General features: G+C 65.4%; 14 protein-coding genes. 10 read left to right on the forward strand and 4 right to left on the reverse strand.

The window, feature by feature from the left end; all coding sequences use genetic code 11:
* Positions 1-407: 407 nt before the first annotated feature.
* The 7 genes from G3N92_RS10080 (at position 408) to G3N92_RS10110 (ending at position 7,453) form a co-directional block, all read left to right on the forward strand.
* Positions 408-1,256: an amidohydrolase family protein gene (locus G3N92_RS10080; protein ID WP_206127317.1), complete on the forward strand. Its 849-nt coding sequence runs from the start codon at positions 408-410 to the stop codon at positions 1,254-1,256.
* A gap of 28 nt (positions 1,257-1,284) precedes the next feature.
* Positions 1,285-2,655 (forward strand): NAD-dependent succinate-semialdehyde dehydrogenase, encoded by a 1,371-nt coding sequence (locus G3N92_RS10085; protein ID WP_206127318.1) that lies wholly within the window; start codon positions 1,285-1,287, stop codon positions 2,653-2,655.
* 35 nt (positions 2,656-2,690) lie between these two features.
* A complete protein-coding gene (locus G3N92_RS10090) occupies positions 2,691-3,116 on the forward strand; it encodes a cupin domain-containing protein (protein ID WP_206127319.1) in 426 nt (141 codons plus the stop codon).
* Positions 3,117-3,130: 14 nt separating this feature from the next.
* The gene (locus tag G3N92_RS10095) at positions 3,131-4,204 is read left to right on the forward strand and encodes an isocitrate/isopropylmalate family dehydrogenase (RefSeq protein ID WP_206127320.1); all 1,074 of its coding nucleotides are present in this window, start codon (positions 3,131-3,133) and stop codon (positions 4,202-4,204) included.
* Between the two features lie 247 nt (positions 4,205-4,451).
* Positions 4,452-5,765 (forward strand): MFS transporter, encoded by a 1,314-nt coding sequence (locus G3N92_RS10100; RefSeq protein ID WP_241014700.1) that lies wholly within the window; start codon positions 4,452-4,454, stop codon positions 5,763-5,765.
* A 72-nt stretch (positions 5,766-5,837) separates the two neighbouring features.
* Positions 5,838-6,131, forward strand: coding sequence for an antibiotic biosynthesis monooxygenase family protein (locus G3N92_RS10105; RefSeq protein WP_206127321.1), 294 nt, complete (start codon positions 5,838-5,840; stop codon positions 6,129-6,131).
* Positions 6,132-6,235: 104 nt separating this feature from the next.
* Positions 6,236-7,453: a porin gene (locus G3N92_RS10110; protein ID WP_206127322.1), complete on the forward strand. Its 1,218-nt coding sequence runs from the start codon at positions 6,236-6,238 to the stop codon at positions 7,451-7,453.
* A gap of 125 nt (positions 7,454-7,578) precedes the next feature.
* On the opposite strand, the gene G3N92_RS10115 is transcribed toward G3N92_RS10110, so the two are convergent.
* Entirely contained in the window at positions 7,579-8,313 is a 735-nt protein-coding gene (locus G3N92_RS10115; RefSeq protein ID WP_206127323.1) for an ABC transporter substrate-binding protein, read from the reverse strand.
* Positions 8,314-8,402: 89 nt separating this feature from the next.
* The gene (acnA, locus tag G3N92_RS10120; RefSeq protein ID WP_206127324.1) at positions 8,403-11,057 is read right to left on the reverse strand and encodes an aconitate hydratase AcnA; all 2,655 of its coding nucleotides are present in this window, start codon (positions 11,055-11,057) and stop codon (positions 8,403-8,405) included.
* A gap of 106 nt (positions 11,058-11,163) precedes the next feature.
* Here acnA and G3N92_RS10125 point away from each other — a divergent pair, with 106 nt between their 5' ends.
* The gene (locus G3N92_RS10125) at positions 11,164-12,489 is read left to right on the forward strand and encodes an MFS transporter (protein ID WP_206127325.1); all 1,326 of its coding nucleotides are present in this window, start codon (positions 11,164-11,166) and stop codon (positions 12,487-12,489) included.
* A 75-nt stretch (positions 12,490-12,564) separates the two neighbouring features.
* Positions 12,565-13,791 (forward strand): porin, encoded by a 1,227-nt coding sequence (locus tag G3N92_RS10130; protein ID WP_206127326.1) that lies wholly within the window; start codon positions 12,565-12,567, stop codon positions 13,789-13,791.
* An 88-nt stretch (positions 13,792-13,879) separates the two neighbouring features.
* Here the strand turns inward: G3N92_RS10130 and G3N92_RS10135 are convergent, their stop codons facing one another.
* Entirely contained in the window at positions 13,880-14,944 is a 1,065-nt protein-coding gene (locus G3N92_RS10135) for a lactonase family protein (protein ID WP_206127327.1), read from the reverse strand.
* 278 nt (positions 14,945-15,222) lie between these two features.
* On the opposite strand from G3N92_RS10135, the gene G3N92_RS10140 reads away from it, so the two are divergent.
* Positions 15,223-16,125, forward strand: coding sequence for a GntR family transcriptional regulator (locus tag G3N92_RS10140; RefSeq protein WP_206127328.1), 903 nt, complete (start codon positions 15,223-15,225; stop codon positions 16,123-16,125).
* 238 nt (positions 16,126-16,363) lie between these two features.
* Here the strand turns inward: G3N92_RS10140 and G3N92_RS10145 are convergent, their stop codons facing one another.
* Positions 16,364-18,559, reverse strand: coding sequence for a TonB-dependent receptor (locus G3N92_RS10145; RefSeq protein ID WP_206127329.1), 2,196 nt, complete (start codon positions 18,557-18,559; stop codon positions 16,364-16,366).
* Positions 18,560-18,641 lie beyond the last annotated feature (82 nt).

Here is an 18,641-nt window from a genome sequence, read left to right on the forward strand (position 1 = left end):
TACCACACCAAATTCATGGTCTTTTTTGACATCAATCGACCCTCTCAGGAATGACGTAACACCCTGTTTCGTCTCGGCGAAATCATACGCCCACGGCCGATTTTTCCATAATTTAGCTTGATTATTGCAATCCAAGCCAAATCCTATCGTTTACCCGACATGGTTCATTGTAAACACAAAATACCTTTACATGGTTCTTGAAGTGCATAAAATACCAACCAACTTACCTCCAGCCCAAACGACCCATCTACCGCAGGAACCTTCTCGGCGCGAGCCTCGCAGCAGTCGGCGGGCTTGCCTTCTCCAGCACGGCAATGAGCGGCGGCGGCGGATCCGCATCCGAGGCCCCACGGGATCTCCCGAGCGCGCCGGACGTTGCGTTGCCGTCCGGCAGTTGCGACTGCCACGTGCATATCTTCGACGCCGAACGCTTCCCGTTCTCGGCGCAGCGCTCCTACAGCCCCGGTCGCGCGCGGGTTTCGGATCTTCTTGCGTTCGAGGCGCGCATGGGCATCCAACGCGTGGTCGTCGTGCAGCCCAGCGTTTACGGCACGGACAACGCGGCGATGCTGGACGCATTGCGCGAGCTCGGCACCGCGCGGTCGCGAGGCGTGGCGGTGATCGACCCGCGGATCGCGACCCAGGCCGAGCTCCAGGCAATGCACGCGGTGGGCGTGCGCAGCGTGCGTTTGAACCTCGAAGTCAAAGGCCAGCGCGACCAGAGCGTGGCCTTGGGTCAGCTCAAGCGAGCCGCCGACGTCGTCGCGCCCCTTGGATGGTCGATTCAGATTTATGCCGACGTCGACATCGTCGCGGCGCTGGCGCCCACGATCGCGGCGCTGCCCGTTCATGTCGTGCTGGACCATTTCGCCGGCGTCCGAACGGCGAAGCAGGCGGAGCACAAAGACGCTTTCGACACCGTGCTATCGCTCGTCCGCGACGGCAACGCCTACGTCAAGCTGTCCGCGCCGTATCGCGCATCGCCCCACGGGCCGGATTACCTGGATGTCGAGCCGTTTGCCCGGTCGCTGATTCAAGCTCGCGCGGATCGCATGCTCTGGGCATCGGACTGGCCGCATACCGGCAGCGCTAGCCACCGCGACGGCGACCTGACGCGCATCGAGCCGTTCCGCAACGAAGACGCCGGCCGCGCGCTGAATCACGTTCTGGCGTGGGCCGGCTCCCAGTCGGTCCGGCAACGGATTTTGGTCGACAACCCCGCTCGGCTTTATGGCTTTGCACCGCAAGCAAGCTGACCCCTACCCTGCATATCGAGGATTCCTCATGTTCCGCACGCTGAACCCCGCCACCGAAGAGGTCGTGGCGACCTTCAATCCGGCTACCCCCGAGCAAGTCGAGCAGGCCCTGGCAGACGCGGCAAACGCTCAGCGTGCCTGGGCGAAGCAGCCCCTCGGCGCACGCGCCGCCGTCGTCGCACGGATCGGCGATGTACTCGAAAAACGAAAGGCGGAAATTGCCGCGCTCATCACGCTGGAGATGGGCAAGCCGATTGCGGAGGCCGAAGGCGAAGTCGACAAGTCGGCATGGACCTGCCGCTTCTATGCGGAACATGCCGCGCAATATCTGAGCGAAGAAAGCGTGGCGAGCAACGCCACCGAGAGCTACATCGCCTACGACCCGCTCGGCGTCGTGCTGGCCATCATGCCGTGGAACTACCCGTTGTGGCAGTTCATCCGCTTCGCCGCCCCCGCACTGTGCGCGGGCAATGGCGCGATTCTGAAGCACGCCGGCAATGTCCCGCAGTGCGCGCTCATCATCAACCGCCTGTTCGCGGAAGCCGAGGTTCCCGAAGGTCTGATTGCGTCGCTGCTCGTCGAGCCGGCCAACGTCGCGGCATTGATCGACGATTCGCGCATCGCCGCGGTCACGCTGACGGGTTCGACGGCGGTCGGCAAGCTGGTGGCCGCGCAAGCCGGCCGCGCGATGAAAAAGCAGGTGCTCGAGCTCGGTGGCTCTGACCCGTTCATCGTGCTCGCCGATGCGGACATCGAGGCGGCCGCGAAGACGGCCGTCAAGGCGCGCTTCTCCAACACCGGCCAAAGCTGCATCTCGTCGAAGCGCTTCATCGTCGACGCCGCGGTAGCGGACCGGTTCGTCGAACTGTTCTGCGAAGGCGTCGCCAAGCTCAAGGTGGGCGATCCCACGCAACGCGATACGACGGTCGGGCCGATGGCGCGCGGCAACCTCCGCGACGAATTGCACAGCCAGGTCGAACGCAGCGTCGCGGCCGGTGCGGTCGTGAAGGCCGGCGGCCAGGTCATCGACGGCCCGGGCTTCTTTTACGCGCCGACCGTCCTCGATCACGTCACCCCGTCGATGGCGGCCGCGATCGAGGAAACGTTCGGCCCGGTAGCCGCGGTGCTCCGCGTGTCCGGCACCGAACAGGCGATCGCGCTGGCCAACGCGACCGAGTTCGGGCTGGGCGCAGCACTGTGGACCGCGGATCTGCAAGGCGCCAAGCGCCTCGTTCGCCAAATCGAAGCCGGCGCCGTGTTCGTCAACGGCCTGGTTGCATCCGACGCGCGCCTGCCGTTCGGCGGCATCAAGCAGTCCGGCTACGGGCGCGAGCTCGGTGCAGCAGGTATCCGCGAGTTCACCAACATCAAGACGGTCTGGATCGGCCCGGCTGCCTGAAACCGAATCCCGTCCACGCCCGAAAGGAATCCATCATGACCATCAAGACCCCCTCGGGAGCCGCGCTCCTGAAGCCCGACCATCTCCCGGCATACGACCGCGGCGGCGGCGCAAGCACCACGCCGCTGGTCGGCAAATCGCTCGGCTCCGACAGCTTCATCACGGGCTACACGTCGTTCGCCCCCGGCGTGAAGATTCCGTTCCACAGCCACAACTGCCAGGAAAGCGTCGTGCTCGTTGAAGGCCACGCGATCCTCGACATCGACGGCCTGGAATTCGAGCTGAAGCCGCTCGACACGACCTTCATTCCGCCGAACGTGCCGCATCGCTTCCGCAACCTGTCGGACACGGAACCGATGAAGATTCTCTGGATTTACGCCCGTCAGGATGCCACGCGCACGCTGTCGGACAGCGGTGAAACCCGCCCGGTTTCCGCCGAGCACCAAACCCCTTCGAATTAACCCGAGTAGACATCATGCGCATCCTCGTTTGTCCCGGCGACGGCATCGGCCCGGAAATCATCGCTGCTTCGATCGACGTCCTCGACAAGGCCGATCAGCTGTTCGGCCTCGATCTTCAGTATGACTACGAAGACATCGGCTTTGCCAGCCTCGAAAAACACGGCACCACGCTGCGCCCCGAAGTATTGGAGAAGGCGCCGAGCTACGACGGCCTGATTCTCGGCACCGTCTCGCACGCGGATTACCCGCCGCCGGATCAGGGCGGCCGCAACGTCTCGGCCGCGTTCCGCTGCGACCTCGACCTGTACGCGAATGTGCGCCCGTCGCGCACTCGTCCGTTCCTGACCTCCAACATGCGCGAAGGCAAGCGCATGGACCTGGTGATCATGCGCGAGGCAACGGAAGGGTTCTACCCGGACCGCAACATGCACTTGGGCTGGGGCGAGATGATGCCGTCCAAGGATATGGCGCTCTCCGTCCGGAAGATCACCCGCCATTGCAGCGAACGCATCGCACGCCGTGCCTTCGAACTCGCGATGAAGCGCAACAAGAAAGTGACCGCGATTCACAAGGCGAACAGCTTCCACATGACCGATGGCCTGTTCCTCGAGTGCGTGCGCAATGTGGCGAAAGATTTCCCCGAAGTCCAACTGAACGACCTGCTGGTCGACGCCTCGACGGCTCACCTGGTGCGCAATCCGGAGAAGTTCGATGTGCTGGTTGCGACGAATTTCTACGGCGACATCATCAGCGATCTGGCCGCGGAACTGTCGGGCAGCCTGGGCCTCGGCGGCTCGGTAATGGCCGGCGACAACCTGTGCTGCGCCCAGGCACAGCACGGCTCGGCACCCGACATCCAGAATCAGGACAAGGCCAATCCGACCTCGATGATTCTTTCGGTCGGCATGCTGCTGCGATGGATTGGCGAGCATCGCCGGAAGCCGAACTTCATCGCGGCCGCGAACGCAATCGACGCCGCGGTCGATGCGGTGCTGGAGAACCCCGCGACGCGGACGGCCGACCTCGGCGGCACCACGGGCTGCAAGGCGTTCGGCCTGGCCGTGGCGGCGTCGGTTCGTCACGCGTAACGCCGAAGCATACCGGCGGAGGCGCTCCGCCGGCGAACCATAAGAAAAAGGAGACGATCGATGACGAGCAAGCACAGTGCGGCATCCACCATTCGCTCTCCTAAATTCCATGGTAACGCACGGGAATAGGCGAAGGCTGGCATCCCGGCGGAGACGTCTGCATGGGCGTCTCTGCGTTGCACGAATCAGTCAGTCCATATGGACGCTCATGGCTTCGATACCTCGAAGCATCATCGAAGGATTCAATATGCATTCCGAATCACTGGCAATGGACGCGCAACCCGGAGAGCGGCCGGCCGATGCGGCGATTCAGCAACGAGCGCTGCGCAAGAACATGTGGCGCCTCCTCCCGCTGCTGACGCTGGCCTTCATCTTCAACTACATCGACCGCACCAGTGTCGGCTTCGCCGCCCTGACGATGAACCAGGACATCGGTCTCACGCCGGCCGAATTCGGCTGGGGTGCCGGGGTTCTCTTCGCAGGCTATTGCCTGTGCGAAATCCCGAGCAACCTCGCGCTCTACAAATATGGGGCGCGCCGTTGGCTGGCTCGCATCATGATTACGTGGGGCCTGGCATCGGCGGCAACTGCGCTCGTTCAGGGGCCGACGAGCTTCTATATCCTGCGGCTTTTGCTCGGCATCGCCGAAGCCGGATTCTTTCCGGGCGTCACGTTCTTCCTCGCTTGCTGGTTTCCTGCCCAGTACCGAGTGCGCGTGCTCGCATTCTTCATGCTGGGCGTGCCGCTGTCCTCGATCATCGGCGGCCCGATGTCCGCGTTGCTGCTGCAGATGGACGGCATGTCGGGCCTGCACGGATGGCAATGGATGTTCATCATTCAGGGCTTGCCGGCGGTCGCGATCGGTTTCGCCGTCTACGCGGTGCTGCGCGATCACCCGAAGGACGCCTACTGGCTCACCGAAGCGGAGCGCGCCGAGCTCATCCACATGCTCGAGAGCGAGCCGCGCCAGAAGCCGAAGAAGGCGCTGTTCTCCGCGCTCAAGGACCGTCGCGTGCTACTGCTCGCGGCGATTCAGTTCGGCTTCATTCTCGGGTCGTATGGCATCGGCATCTGGCTGCCGCTCATTCTCAAGGGGCGCGGGTTCAGCCTGGTCGACGTCGGCCTGCTGTCGACCATCCCCTATATCGCAGCCGTGGTTGGAATGTTGCTGTGGGCGCGTGCCGTGGATCGCAGCGGGAAACGCGTCTTTCACCTCGTCGCCGCGTGCCTGGTGGGCGGCATTGGCCTGGCCGTGTCGGGGCTCGCCGACGGCTTCGCGCTCGAACTCGTTGGGCTCAGCATCGCCGTGGTTGCCGTGAGTTCGGCCCGCGCCATTTTCTGGACCATTCCGACTCGCTTCCTCACGGGTGTCGCCGCCGCCGGCGGCCTCGCCTTCATCAACTCCATCGGCACGATGGGGGGCTTCGCAGGCCCGTACCTCGTCGGATTGCTCAAGCAGACCACCGGCACCTACTCGGCGGGAATCTGGGCGATGGCCGCCATTCTGGGCGTCTCGGCCGCGCTGGCGTCCGCAATGCCCATCGTCGCGCGCCGCGATTGACCGTATGACCGTGCGCCGGGCCGGCGAGCGGCAGGCCCGGCGCATCCATCTTCTTTTCCATCAGGAAAACATATGATTTTTGAGTTGGCGGATATTGAAATTCTGCCTGGCCACACGGCCGAATTCGAAGCGGGCGTTCGCGAGGCGCTCGCGTTGTTCGCTCGCGCGGCGGGATGCCACGGTGCCAAGGTCCACCGCGTCATCGAGAAGGAAAACCACTACGTCCTGCAAGTTGGCTGGGACACGGTGGACGACCACATGGTGACGTTCCGCGAATCGCCTGATTTCCAGACATGGCGCAGCCTGGTGGGCCCGCATTTCGCCCGTCCGCCCCAGGTCGTTCACACGCAAGTCGCTGTCGAATAACGCGGCGGGCCACGCGAGCGCCTCGGAACGCGGCGCTCCGGCCTGACGCGCAACGGCATTGCGCTTTGAAAACAACATCGAATCAATAACAAGGAGACTGAATCATGTGGAAAACGGCGATCGCATTGCTGCTTCCATGCTCGTGCGCCATGGCCCAGAGCAGCGTTACGCTGTATGGCATCGTGGATGCGGGCCTGAACTACGTCAGCAATGCGCAAACCGCGCATACGAGTGCCGGCCTGAAAGGCGGCAGCCAGTGGGCGATGATGGAAGGCGCGGCGGGCGGCATTCAGGGCAGCCGCTGGGGCCTGAAGGGGGTCGAGGAACTGGGTGGCGGCTACCGGGCCGTCTTTCTCCTCGAGAACGGATTCTTCGTGAACAACGGCACCGCGGCTCAGGGCGGCGCGCTGTTCGGGCGTCAAGCCTGGGTCGGTTTGGCAACGCCGTATGGGCGAGTCACACTGGGACGCCAATACGACGAGGTGGTCGACTTCTACGCGCCGCTGCTTGCCGCACCTCAGTGGGGCGGCTATATGGTCGAACACCCGGGCGACCTCGATAACGCGTCCAATACGCGGCGCGCGAACAACTCGATCAAGTACACCTCCCCGACGCTCTCCGGCTTCAAGTTCGGTGCGCTGTACAGCTTCGGCGGAACGCCGGGAGCGTTTGGCAACAACAGTATCTGGTCGGCCGGGATGGGGTACGCGTACGGCCCGCTCAATCTGGGCGCCGGCTACCTGCGCGCGCGGAATCCGAACACGTCGTTCTTCGGCAACAACCCGAATTCGGGCGCTGCAACGACGAATAACCTGGGAAGCGCCGGCTCCGCGACATCAGCCGAGAGCGGCCCGATCTTTGCCGGTTTCGCGTCCGCTCAATCGCTGCAAATCATCGGTGTCGCCGGCTCGTGGGCGTTCGGCAAGGCAAACGTCGGCCTGGGCTATTCCAATACGCAGTTCCAGAATCTCGGTTCGTTGTCGGGCCCCAACCCGTTCCGCTACAGCGGCACCGCGACGTTTCACAACATCGAAGTCAACGGGCGTTACTCGTTCACGCCGTCGCTCTCGGGCGGCATCGCATTCGACTACACGGTTGGCGGCGGCACCCATCAGAAGTCAAACGCGAAATACGAACTGACAAGCCTCGGACTGGACTACGCACTGTCTGCCCGAACCGATGTCTATTCCTTGCTCGTCTACGAGCACGCGAGCGGCACCGACTCGTTGAATCAACCGGCCGTAGCAACCATCACCGGCATGACGCCGTCGGCGACGAGTTCGCAGGTCGCCGTTCGAATCGGGGTTCGGCATAAGTTCTGACCGTGACGGCGGTTGCCGCGCTTGAGGAAAAGGCACGGCACGGCAAGCGCCGCTCGCGTCGAGGGGCGTGCTCGAAAGGCCAGTCGAGCGCACGTTTCGTTCTACGAACCAACGTAAAGGCAGGCTCAAGCGGGCGGCGCCACGGATGCGCCTTGGATTCCATGCCGAGCCAGCGCATCGGCCACGAAGCCGGAGCGCTTCTGTTCTTCCACGAACTGCGCCAGCACTTGGGCGGCTGCGGCGCCGCGCGAATGAGAGACACCCATCGCTTGCCGAATCACCATGAAGCGCTCGTCGAGCAAGCGGAGCCCCGGCTGCCCGGCCGCGTCGGCCTCCAGTTGCTGCTTGACGCCGGCCGCGACTTCGAGCGCCTGCTCGAGGAAGGTCTGCACCACGGTGGGCGAGGTCGGCGAGCGCACGATTTCCGCTGCCTTGAGCGCTCGCGTCAGAAACAGGTCGTAGGCGCTGCCCTTCCCCACCGTGACACGGTTGCGCGCATCGTCGACGTCCGCGTTGGTGCGGATGGGAGAATCGTCGCGAACCAGGTAATAGCCTTCAATCAGCACATAGGGCTCGGTAAACGCGATGGTTTCGCCCCGCTTCGGATCGACGGCAAAGAATCCGAAATCGGCACGCTCGTCGCTCACGGCTTCGACCGACTTGCCTGCCGCATCGAAGACCACCAGTTCCAACGACACGCCGAGGTGCGCGGCGAATGCCTGCGCAAGGTCGACCGACACGCCGAACGGCTCGCCGGTCGACGGGTTCCGATTCGCCAGAATCGGATTGCCCAGGTTGATCGAGGCACGCAGGGCCCCGGTTGGGGTGAACGCGGCAACGACGTTGGCGTCGATGGGCATGGTGCTGCTCCGAGTGAACGTGTGCCGCGGCACACCGTGGATTCGAGGGAAGCGAGCGCGCCGGCGGGCGCGCCCGATCGTGCGACAGGTCAGCGAGCCAGGCTTGCTTCGCCGGCCTGAATGCGCGCCGACTGCCGAAGATTGCCTTGGAGAATGTGAGGGATGACGCCCCCCGATTTCAACAGCGTGCATTCGAGCTGGGTTTCCACCGCGGCTGTTGCGTCGACATGCTCGACTCGGCCATCGGCACGCACCAGACGGACGGGAATCGTGCACCGCGGGGCAAGAGATTCCGGGGCTGCGTCGATGTCCAGCCGATCGCCGGGGCCGAGCGCCAGCGTGTCGGGATGGATGCCCGCGGCGAGCCGGATCGGCAGAATCCCCATGCCGATCAGGTTCGAGCGATGGATCCGCTCGAAACTCGACGCAAGCACCGCGCGAATGCCGAGGAGACGCTGCCCCTTTGCGGCCCAGTCACGCGAGGAGCCGGTGCCGTAGCGCTCGCCCGCCACCAGCACCACGGCGTCGCCGGCTTGCGCGTAACGCCGTGCGACTTCGAAGATCGGCAGGACATCGCCGGTCGGAACGTGCAGCGTGTGCGCGACCGGCATCCCCGGTTGCAGCGTGTTGACGAGCGTCTTGCTGTAGAACGCCGCGCGAATCATGACCTCCCAGTTCCCGCGGCGCGACGCGAACACGTTCAGGTCGTCACGGTCATCGCCGCGCGACACGAGAAAATCCGCAACGAAGCTGTCCTTCGGAATCGCGCTGGCCGGCGAAATGTGATCCGTGGTGACATCGTCGCCCAGCACCAGAAGCGGATAGGCGCGGAACCGGCCCAATTGGCTTCCTTGATCCGCCGCGGCGAACGGCGGGCGGCGCAGCGCCGTCGATGCCGGGTTCCACGGAAACCGGCCGGATGCAGGCGCCTCGAGCGCGTGCCATGCCGGGTTGCGGCTCGCCACCGCGAAGGCGCTCGGATAGTCGTCCGCCACGGTGGCCGCCGCGACGAGCGCCGCCACGTCCTCGCGCGTCGGCCACACATCGCGCAGAAACACCGGCGTGCCATCCGGGGCCGTTTGCAGCGGCGCCGCATGGACATCGATCTCGGCATCCCCCGCCAGCGCGAAGGCAATCACGAGCGGGGGCGACATGATGAACCCGAGGTCCAGGTCGGGGTGGATTCGGCCAGGGAAGTTACGGTTGCCGGAAAGCGCAGCGACCGGCTGAATGCGCTGCGCGGCCTGCGCGTCCCGAATCGATTCGGTCAGCGGCCCCGAATTCCCGATGCAGGTCGTGCAGCCAAAGCCGACGATGTCGAAGCCGACGGCGGACAGATCGTCGATGAGGCCGGCTCGCGCCAGATAGGCCGCGGCGGCCGGCGAGCCCGGGCCGAGCGACGTCTTGACCCAAGGCGGCACGGTCAAGCCAAGCGCGCGCGCCTTGCGCGCCACCAGGCCCGCGGCAATCAGCAGTGCCGGATCCGACGTGTTCGTGCAGCTCGTGATGGCCGCGATGGCCACCGGATGCCGCGGCATGGCCGCGTGAGGCTCGCTCGGCTCGAACGCGAGTGCCGCGAGCACCTTCGGCACCGCGGAAACATCGAGTAGATCCTGGGGGCGGCGCGGGCCGGCGACATGCATGCCGATGGCGCCGAGGTCGATCTCGACGGTGCGCGTGTAGCGCGGCGTGGCCGCCGGGTCGAACCAGAAGCCGGCGGCGCGCGCAAGCGCCTCCACAAGCTGCACTGCGGCCTCGCTGCGGCGCGTCTCGCGCAGATAATCGAGCGTGCGCGCATCCACCGCGAAGAAGCCCGTCGTGGCGCCGTACTCCGGCGCCATGTTGGCGACCACGGAACGCTCGCCCGCGCTGAGCGTCGACACGCCCGGCCCGAAGAATTCGACGAACTCGCCCGACACACCGATGGCGCGCAGACGTTGCGTCACGGTCAGCGCCAGGTCGGTCGCCAGCGCCCCCGCAGCCAGCGCGCCGGTCAGGCGAACCCCGATCACATCGGGGATGCGCTGCATCACCGGCATGCCGAACATGACCGTCTGCGCCTCCAATCCACCGACGCCCCAGCCGAGCACGCCGATGCCGTTGATCATCGGCGTGTGACTGTCGGTGCCGATCAGCGTATCGGGCACCGCCCAGGCCACGCCGTCGCGCATCACACGCGTTGCGACGGTAGCAAGCTGTTCGAGATTCAGCGTGTGCATGATGCCCGTGCCGGGCGGATGGATCCGCACGCCGGTGAGCGCCTGAGACGCCCAGCGCAGGAAGCTGTAGCGCTCGCGATTGCGGCGCAGCTCGAGCGCCAGGTTCGCGGGCGCCGCGTCCGGACGCCCGAAGTATTCCACTGCCAGCGAATGATCCACCGACGCATCGACGGGCAGCACCGGATTCAATGCGGCCGGATCGGCGCCCGCCTCCGCCAGCGCATCGCGCATCGCCGCGATGTCGACCAGCGCCGGCGTGCTGGTGGTGTCGTGCATCAGCACGCGGTTCGGCTGGAACGCGATTTCGTGTTCGCTGCTGCCTCGCTCGCGCCAGGCAAAGATGGCGCCGACGGCGCGCGCGCGCTCGTCGCCATCGGTATTGCGCATGACGTTTTCAAGCAGCAGGCGAAGCACCACGGGCAGCGTATTCAGCTCCGCGCCGAAGCGACCCGGCAGGTCGACATAGCAGAGGGGCTCGCCGCCGAGGTGCAGGCGGCCGATATCGGGGGCGTCGGTGTTTTCCATTGCTGCATTTTGCACATGTCTGTGTAAAAATGCAATCAAGGACTCACCTCCGACCATTCCCTGACTCCAACTGCCACGCGAACGGCACCGTCCGCGTCACCTCCGCATGCATAACGATTCCGTTCCCATTGACGAGCGAGCCCTGGTGCGCAAGATCGCACTCCGAATCATTCCGCTCGTTTTCGTGCTGTACGTGATTTCCTATCTCGACCGCGCCAACATCGGCTATGCGGCGCTGGAGATGAACAAGGAGCTTGCCCTGAGCAGCGAGGCCTTCGGCGTCGTGTCAGGCATCTTCTTCATCGGCTACTTCCTGTTCGAGGTGCCGAGCAATGTCCTGATGGCCCGCTTCGGCGCTCGTGTCTGGATTGCACGCATCCTCGTGACCTGGGGTTGTGTTTCCGTGGCCTCGGCGTTCGTGCAAACCGCGAATCAGCTCTACGTGCTGCGCTTCCTGCTCGGCGTCTCGGAAGCCGGGTTCTTCCCCGGCATCATCGTCTATCTGACGTACTGGTTCCGCGCAAAGGAGCTCGCCACCACGGTCGCGCTGTTCACGGCGGCCATCCCTGCCTCATACATCGTCGGCGCCCCGTTGAGCACCTGGATCATGGACAACGTCCACTGGCTCGACTGGAGCAGCTGGCGTTGGATGCTCGTCCTGGAAGGCATGCCGGCTGTCCTGGGTGGCATCGTCTGCTATCGGTTCCTCAGCGATAAGCCGGCCGACGCCCGATGGCTCACGCCTCGCGAGCGGGACTGGCTGCAAGGCGAGTTGCGGCGCGATTCGCAGGCCACGCCGGCGGCCAAGCATTTCGGCCCGTTCAAGGCGATGAGCAATCCTAAAGTGCTCTATCTGGCGTTCATCTATTTCGTGTACCAGTGCGGCAGCCTCGGTGTCGGATACTGGATGCCCCAAATCATCAAAGGGTTCTCCAAGAATCTGAGCCACACGCAGGTCGGGCTGATTGCGACGATTCCCTACCTCTTCGCAACCGCGGTCATGATCGTGTGGTCGCGCCATTCCGACCGTCACGGCGAACGGCGCCTGCACTCCGCCCTGCCGCTCGGCTTGGCCGCGCTGGCCTTGCTCTTCGCCGGGCTGACGCGGAACCCCTACGTCGCCATCGCGATGATCAGCCTGAGTCTGGCCGGGCTCTACGCGTTCAAATCGCCTTTCTGGGCGCTCCCGACGCTGTTTCTGACGCGCTCGACGGCAGCGGTGTCGATTGCCGTCATCAATTCGATCGGCAATCTCGGCGGATTCGTCGGCCCGTTCGCCATCGGCTACATCAAGGGAACGAGCGCCAGCGCCACGCCGGGCCTGCTCTTCCTGTCGGCCCTGCTCGTGGTGGCGTTCCTGATGACGCTCCTGCTTCGCCTGGACAAAGCGCACGCGGAAGCCGCGGCGCCCGCCGTCAACCAGTCACACTGAAACGCACGGCTCGTTCCACACGAGAGGCCACCCCGCCTCCTGCAAAACAATAACGCCTGGTTTGGAGACTATTCGATGCACACTCGCGCCATTCAATTCGGCATCCTCATTACATTCGGCCAATCGGCATTCGCACAGAGCAGCGTCGCGCTCTACGGCGTGGTCGACGATGGCATCAACTACACGACGAACGTGCAGACGGCACGCGCCGCCAACGGCTTCAAGGGTGGCCGCCAAATCGCCATGATCGAAGGGGGCTCCGCGGGTTTGCAGGGCAGCCGCTGGGGGCTGACCGGCACCGAGAACCTCGGTGGCGGAATCAAGGCGCTGTTCTTGCTGGAGAGCGGCTTCTACAGCAATAACGGTGTGCTGAACCAGGGCGGCGCGATGTTTGGGCGCCAGGCCTACGTCGGCATCGCGAGCCGGATCGGCACGATCACGCTCGGCAGGCAGTACGACCCGGTCGTCGACCTTTACCGGCCGTATCTCTCGTCACCGCAGTGGGGCGGCTACATGATGGCCCACCCGGGCGACCTGGACAACGCGCAGAACAGCCGGCGGACCAACAATTCCATCAAGTTCCGCAGCGAGGCCTGGCACGGCTTCGCCGCGGAGGCGATGCTCGGCATCGGCGGCACGCCAGGTTCCGTCGCGCAGAATTCCATTTGGGGCGCCGGCGGTTCCTATGCCCAGGGGCCGCTCACGATGGGCGCGGCGTACCTGTCGATTCGCAACCCGAACACGTCGTTCTTCGGCGCCAATCCGAACGCGGGCCCGGCCACGAGCAACAACCTGGGCAGCTTCGGCAGCGCCGCCGCGCCCGAGTCCAATCCCGTGTTCGCCGGCTATGCGTCAGCGAGCCGTCTCGCCATCGCGGCAGCCGGCATCGGCCTGAAACTGGGCGCGTTCAGCACGAACCTCGCGTATTCGAACACGCGCTTCGTGGGGCTGGGTTCGCCGTCCGGGCCGAATCCGGTCGGGTATGGCGGCACGGCGTCGTTCAATAACGTGGAAGTCAACGCGCAGTATCAGTTCACGCCCACGCTGCTCGGCGGCATCGCCTACGACTTCACGCGAAATGGCGGCGCAGGCGGCCGGGGTGGCGCGAACTATCACCTGCTGGGCGCCGGGCTCGACTATCTGCTCTCCAAGCGGACCGATATCTACACCATCGCCGCGTTCGAACAGGCGAGCGGCACGGATTCCACGGGGCAACGCGCCGTTGCCCAGATCACGGGGCTCTCCCCGTCGACGACGAACCGCCAGATGTCGCTGCGCGTCGGCATCCGCCACCGCTTCTGAACCCGAGCCGGGCTGCGTCCGCCGGACACGGCCCGGCCCCGGCCTCGGCGGCTCACCGGCAGCCGAAGCCGAAGCCGAGTGGACGGCGTCAGGCGCGTGCCTGCGTCGAGAACACCATGCACACCGGGCTTCCGCTGCTTGCCGAGGCGCCGGTCGGCGTCAGATGGCCGCTGGCGGTATCGACGGAGAACGCGACGATCGTGTCGCTGTCCTCGTTGAGGGCATAGCAGAGCCGGCCATCCGGCGTGGTCGCGAAGAAGCGCGGCGTGCGCCCGCCGGTCGGTTCAGTACGAACGAATCGGAGGTGGCCGGTGGCCTCGTCGATTTCGAACACGGCGATGGAATCGTGGCCGCGATTCGATGCGTAGACGAACCGGCCCTGCCGATCCACTTCGATTTCGGCGGCGCGGCTGTTCCCCGTGAACGTGTCGGGCAGGCTGGACAGCACCTGGAGCGCAACCAGCTCACCGGTCGCGGCATCGTGGCGATATGCCGTGACGGTCGAATCGAGTTCGTTGATCACCCAGGCAAACGGGCGTACCGGATGAAACGCCATGTGGCGCGGGCCTGCGCCCTCGCGCGAAACCACGAACGGCGTGGCTGCCGGAGTCAGCTCACCGTCCTCGAAGCGGAACGAAAACGTACGGTCGAGGCCTTTGTCGGGCACCACGACAAAACGCCCTGTCGGATCGAACGGGTTGAAGTGAGGCTTGGCCTGCTTCTGTTCGATGCGATGCGGGCCGATCGGGCCATCGAGATGCACGAGCTGGCTGACCGGCTCCAGCCTGCCATCCTCCGCAATGGGCAGCACCGCCAAGCTTGCACCGATATGGTTGGAGACCACCATGTAGCGGCCGGTCGGATCGATGGCCAGATGCACCGGATTCTTGCCTTCCGTGCTCTGGCGGTTCAGGAAGCTCAGCGTGCCGTCCTCCATGTCGACCTTGAACGCGCTGATGTCGCTCGCGTCGCCGTGAACCGTGTACAGGAACCGGCCATCGCGGCTGAGCGCCAGGAACGAGGGATTGACCAGGTCGGCGACGAGTTGAACCAGCGTCAGTTCGCCGGTCTGCGCATTCACCCGGAACACGCTGATGCCCTCGCCGCGAGCGTTGCGCTCGCGCGTGGTGCGGCAGCCTACGTATGCAAACATCGAATGCTTTCCTATCGTTAGCGGGCGAGCCCGTCTCGCAAAATATATTGCATTTGTAAACGCACATATGCAATCACAGTATAGCGACTGTGCGCCGGATTGGCATCGGGATGCGCCCTGCCCGCGCAGTGGCGGTGCGGCTTGGCCGCGGTGGTATGCTTTTGGTCGATTTGCGGCGCGCGCCTGAACAACCGGCCGTTCCGCGACATCGAAGCGGCGCCGCAGGCGCCCTCCTGCCTACCGAAGATCGCCTCCCAAGCCCAGCAGTTCGAGACACCATGATTGACCGAAACATCGCCACGCAAATCGTCGAGCTCATCAGGGAGGAGCAGTTGCCGCTCGGCACGCATCTCCCGGCGCAGATGCTCGCCGACCGGCTTCGGGTGTCGCGCTCCCCCGTGAACGAAGCGCTCGCGCTGCTCCACGAAAAGGGGGTGCTCACGCGCGAACGCAATCGCGGGTTTTTCGTCGCCCAGCCGGTGACGGAGCCGTTGTCGAAAGTGATGGGCGACCTGGGGCTGGCGGAAACCGACGTGATCAGCTCGGTCTATTTCCGGATAGCGGACGACCGGCTGAAAGGCCTGCTGCCGGACGCGTTTCCGGAGCAGATGATTCGTCAGCGGTATGGCTTGACCAGCGCACAAGCCACCGCCGTCCTCGGGCGCATCTCGCAGGAAGGCTGGGCCGAGCGCAAGCCGGGATACGGGTGGGAATTTTCGTCGATGCTGACGACGCCCGACAGCTTGCTGAAATCGTACCGGCTGCGCCTTGCCTTGGAGCCCGCCGCGCTGCTGGAGCCCGGTTACCGTCTCGAGCCGAAGGTGCTGGCCCGGTGCCGGGAAGCGGAAACACATCTGCTTTCCGGCGGCATCGAAGCCGATACGCCCGATCAGTTGCACGAGCGCGGCGTGCGCTTTCACGAATCGCTGGTGGAAGCGTCGGGCAACGACTTTTTCATCGACACCATTCGTCGCGTCAACCGCGTGCGGCGGCTGCTGTCCTATCGCTCCATGCAGCATCGCGAGCGATACGTCGAGCATGCCAAGCAGCACCTGCATGTGCTTGCGTTGCTGGAGAAGGAGCGCAACGAAGAGGCGTCGGAAGCATTACGCCAACACTTGCTGCACACGCTCGATGCACTCGAGAAGATTCGCGAGATCTTTGCGCCGTCCGAAGCGTGATGCCGGACGCGCAAAGTAGCGCGCGCATTGGACATGGGCGTGCCGCGGTCCGACTTCGAATCGACTTCGCGATCAGGAAATGAGCGCGGGGCGGCGAGCCAGTGCCGGATCCCTCATGAATCGCGAGTGAGGCTGTCCCAACGCTCGCGACAGCCCACCCGCAACGCCCAATCAGTAGCGGCCCGGCGGCCAGTCGATCAAGCCCTTTGCCCCGCCGCCGCCGCTGCTCAAGGTCATCTCAGAACGCGTACCGCATCCCCGCGAACACGCTGCGCCCCTCGCCCGGATAGAAGATCGCCGTGCTCGACGCGGTGCGCGCGTTGGCGATGGTGCTGACGTCGGACACATAGCGCTTGTTCGCCAGGTTGCGCGCGTCGATGTAGATCGACAGCCCGTTGCGGAAATCCATCCCCGCCTGCACGCCGAACACCGTGTAGCCCGGCACGCGCAGCGTGTTGGCGTCGTCGGCCCAGCCGCCGGACGGCACCCAGTCGACGCTGGCCGACAGGTGGAAACCGTTCGGCCGCGCGTAGCCGAGCACGGCGCGCAGCACGTTCAGCGGCACGCCGGCGATGCGGTTCGAGCCGTATTGCGGATCGTCCTTGAAGCGGAAATCGCTGAGGTTCCAGACGCCCGACAGCGTGATGCGATCGCCCGCGCCCTTGCGCGTCACGTCGCGCCAGAGATCGACGGATGCCCCGGCCTCGATGCCCTGCAGCACCGTCTTGTTCGCGTTGAACGTGGCGGCCGGGATGTCGGGATTGGTGGTGTATTGCAGCAACTGGTCGCGCACCAGCGAGCGGTAGGCGGTCAGGTCCCAGCTCACGCGGTCGCGCGTGCCGCGCGTGCCGAGTTCGAGCGTCCACGCGTGCTGCGCCGCGAGCGGCGTGAAGCGCGTGGTGGCGGAGAACGTCTGCGAGAGATCGGTGAAATCGGGCACGTCCTGGCTGCGCGTGATGTCGACGAAGGCCTGCACGTCGCGCTGCGGCTGCCAGAGCAGGCCGAGCTTCGGGTTCAGGCCGCTGTACGACGCGCGCGTGGATTTGTAGGCCGGATCGGTGGCGAGGCCGCCGTTGTCGACGTATTCGCGCACCGAATGCAGTGCCTTCACGCCCGTCATCAGCGCCACGGTCGGCAGGAAGAACAGCCGGTTTTCCACGTAGGCCTCGTAATTGAAGGCGGTTTGCGTGGAATCGAGCGTCTGCGCGCCGCGCTCGCCGTTCACGTTCACATACTGGTTCGCCTGGGTGCGCCCGCCGAAGAAGCGCGCGCCGACGATCAGCTCGTCGCGCATGCCGGCCAGCGTCGGATGCGCGATGAAGCGCGGCGCGAAGCCGTAGGTCCAGCCGTCCTGGTCGAGCGCCTGGAAGATCGGGTGATACAGGCTCTTGTGGATCGCCCAGGTATCGAACTGCAACTGGCCGGCGTCGAGCTGCACGGTGGTGCGGTTGGCGATCCGCTCGGTGCGCGTGTTGCGCGCCTGATCGCCCGACAGCGCGCTCGGCGCGGCGGCGGTCGGGTTGTGCAGCGCGTCCGACAGCGACAGCGAGCCGGGCAGCTTCTGGTCCACCACGTACGCGCCGACATAGAAGCGCGTTTCCACGCTCGGGCTGAAGCGGTAGCCCACGTTCGCGTTGAACTGCTCGTACTGGCCGCGCTCGTGGTCGCGCCAGCCGTCGGCGTGATTGACGCTGAACGTGGCGAGGAAATCGAGCGGGCCGATCACGCGCGAGAGCTGCGCGCTGGTGCGCAGCGTGCCGTAGCTGCCGCCTTCGAGGCGCACGATGTTCGGCGCCTGCGCCGTGTAGGCGGTGGGCGTGACGAAGTTGATCGCGCCGCCGAGCGTGGACGCGCCGTATTGCAGGCCGTTGCCGCCCTTGTAGATCTCGGTGGCCTGCAGCGCGAGCGGATCGATCTGGTAGTAATCGCCGCTGCCGTCGGCGAGGTTGGTGGGGATGCCGTCCTGCAGGATGTCGAGGCCGCGCGCGTGATAGCCGCGCGCGATGCCCGAGCCGCGGATCGACAGGCGCAGCTCCTGCCCGTAGCGGTTCTCGACGAACACGCCCGGCGCGTCCTTCAGCACGTCGCGCAGCGTGAACGCGTAGCGGTCGGCGTAGGACGACGCGTCGACGAAGCCGACCGAGCCGGCCGTCTGATCGATGCGGCGTTTCAGCGAGCGCGTGCTCAGTGCGGTGGGCGAGGCGTCGGCGTCGGGGGCCGCCTTGACGGCGACCGGCGCGAGCGTCACGGCGGGGGTGGATGCGGAGGCAGCGGGCGTTGCTTCGATGGCCGGGGCGGCGGCCGATGCGTTCGCCGCTGCATTTGCTGGCGCAACAGTCGGTGCAACGGCCGGCGACGCCGCGCTCGCGGACAACGCGGACACGGCGGACAGCACGCCGGCGACGGCGGCGGCGATACGGGACGGTTGGATCATGATGTGTTGGTCTGTTTGGCGAGTGAAGCCGCGCGGCGCGCCGTGCAATCGGCGAACGGCCACGCGCGGCCGGCATCGCGGC

Source organism: Burkholderia sp. Ac-20379 (genome assembly GCF_017104645.1).
Classification (GTDB): domain Bacteria; phylum Pseudomonadota; class Gammaproteobacteria; order Burkholderiales; family Burkholderiaceae; genus Burkholderia.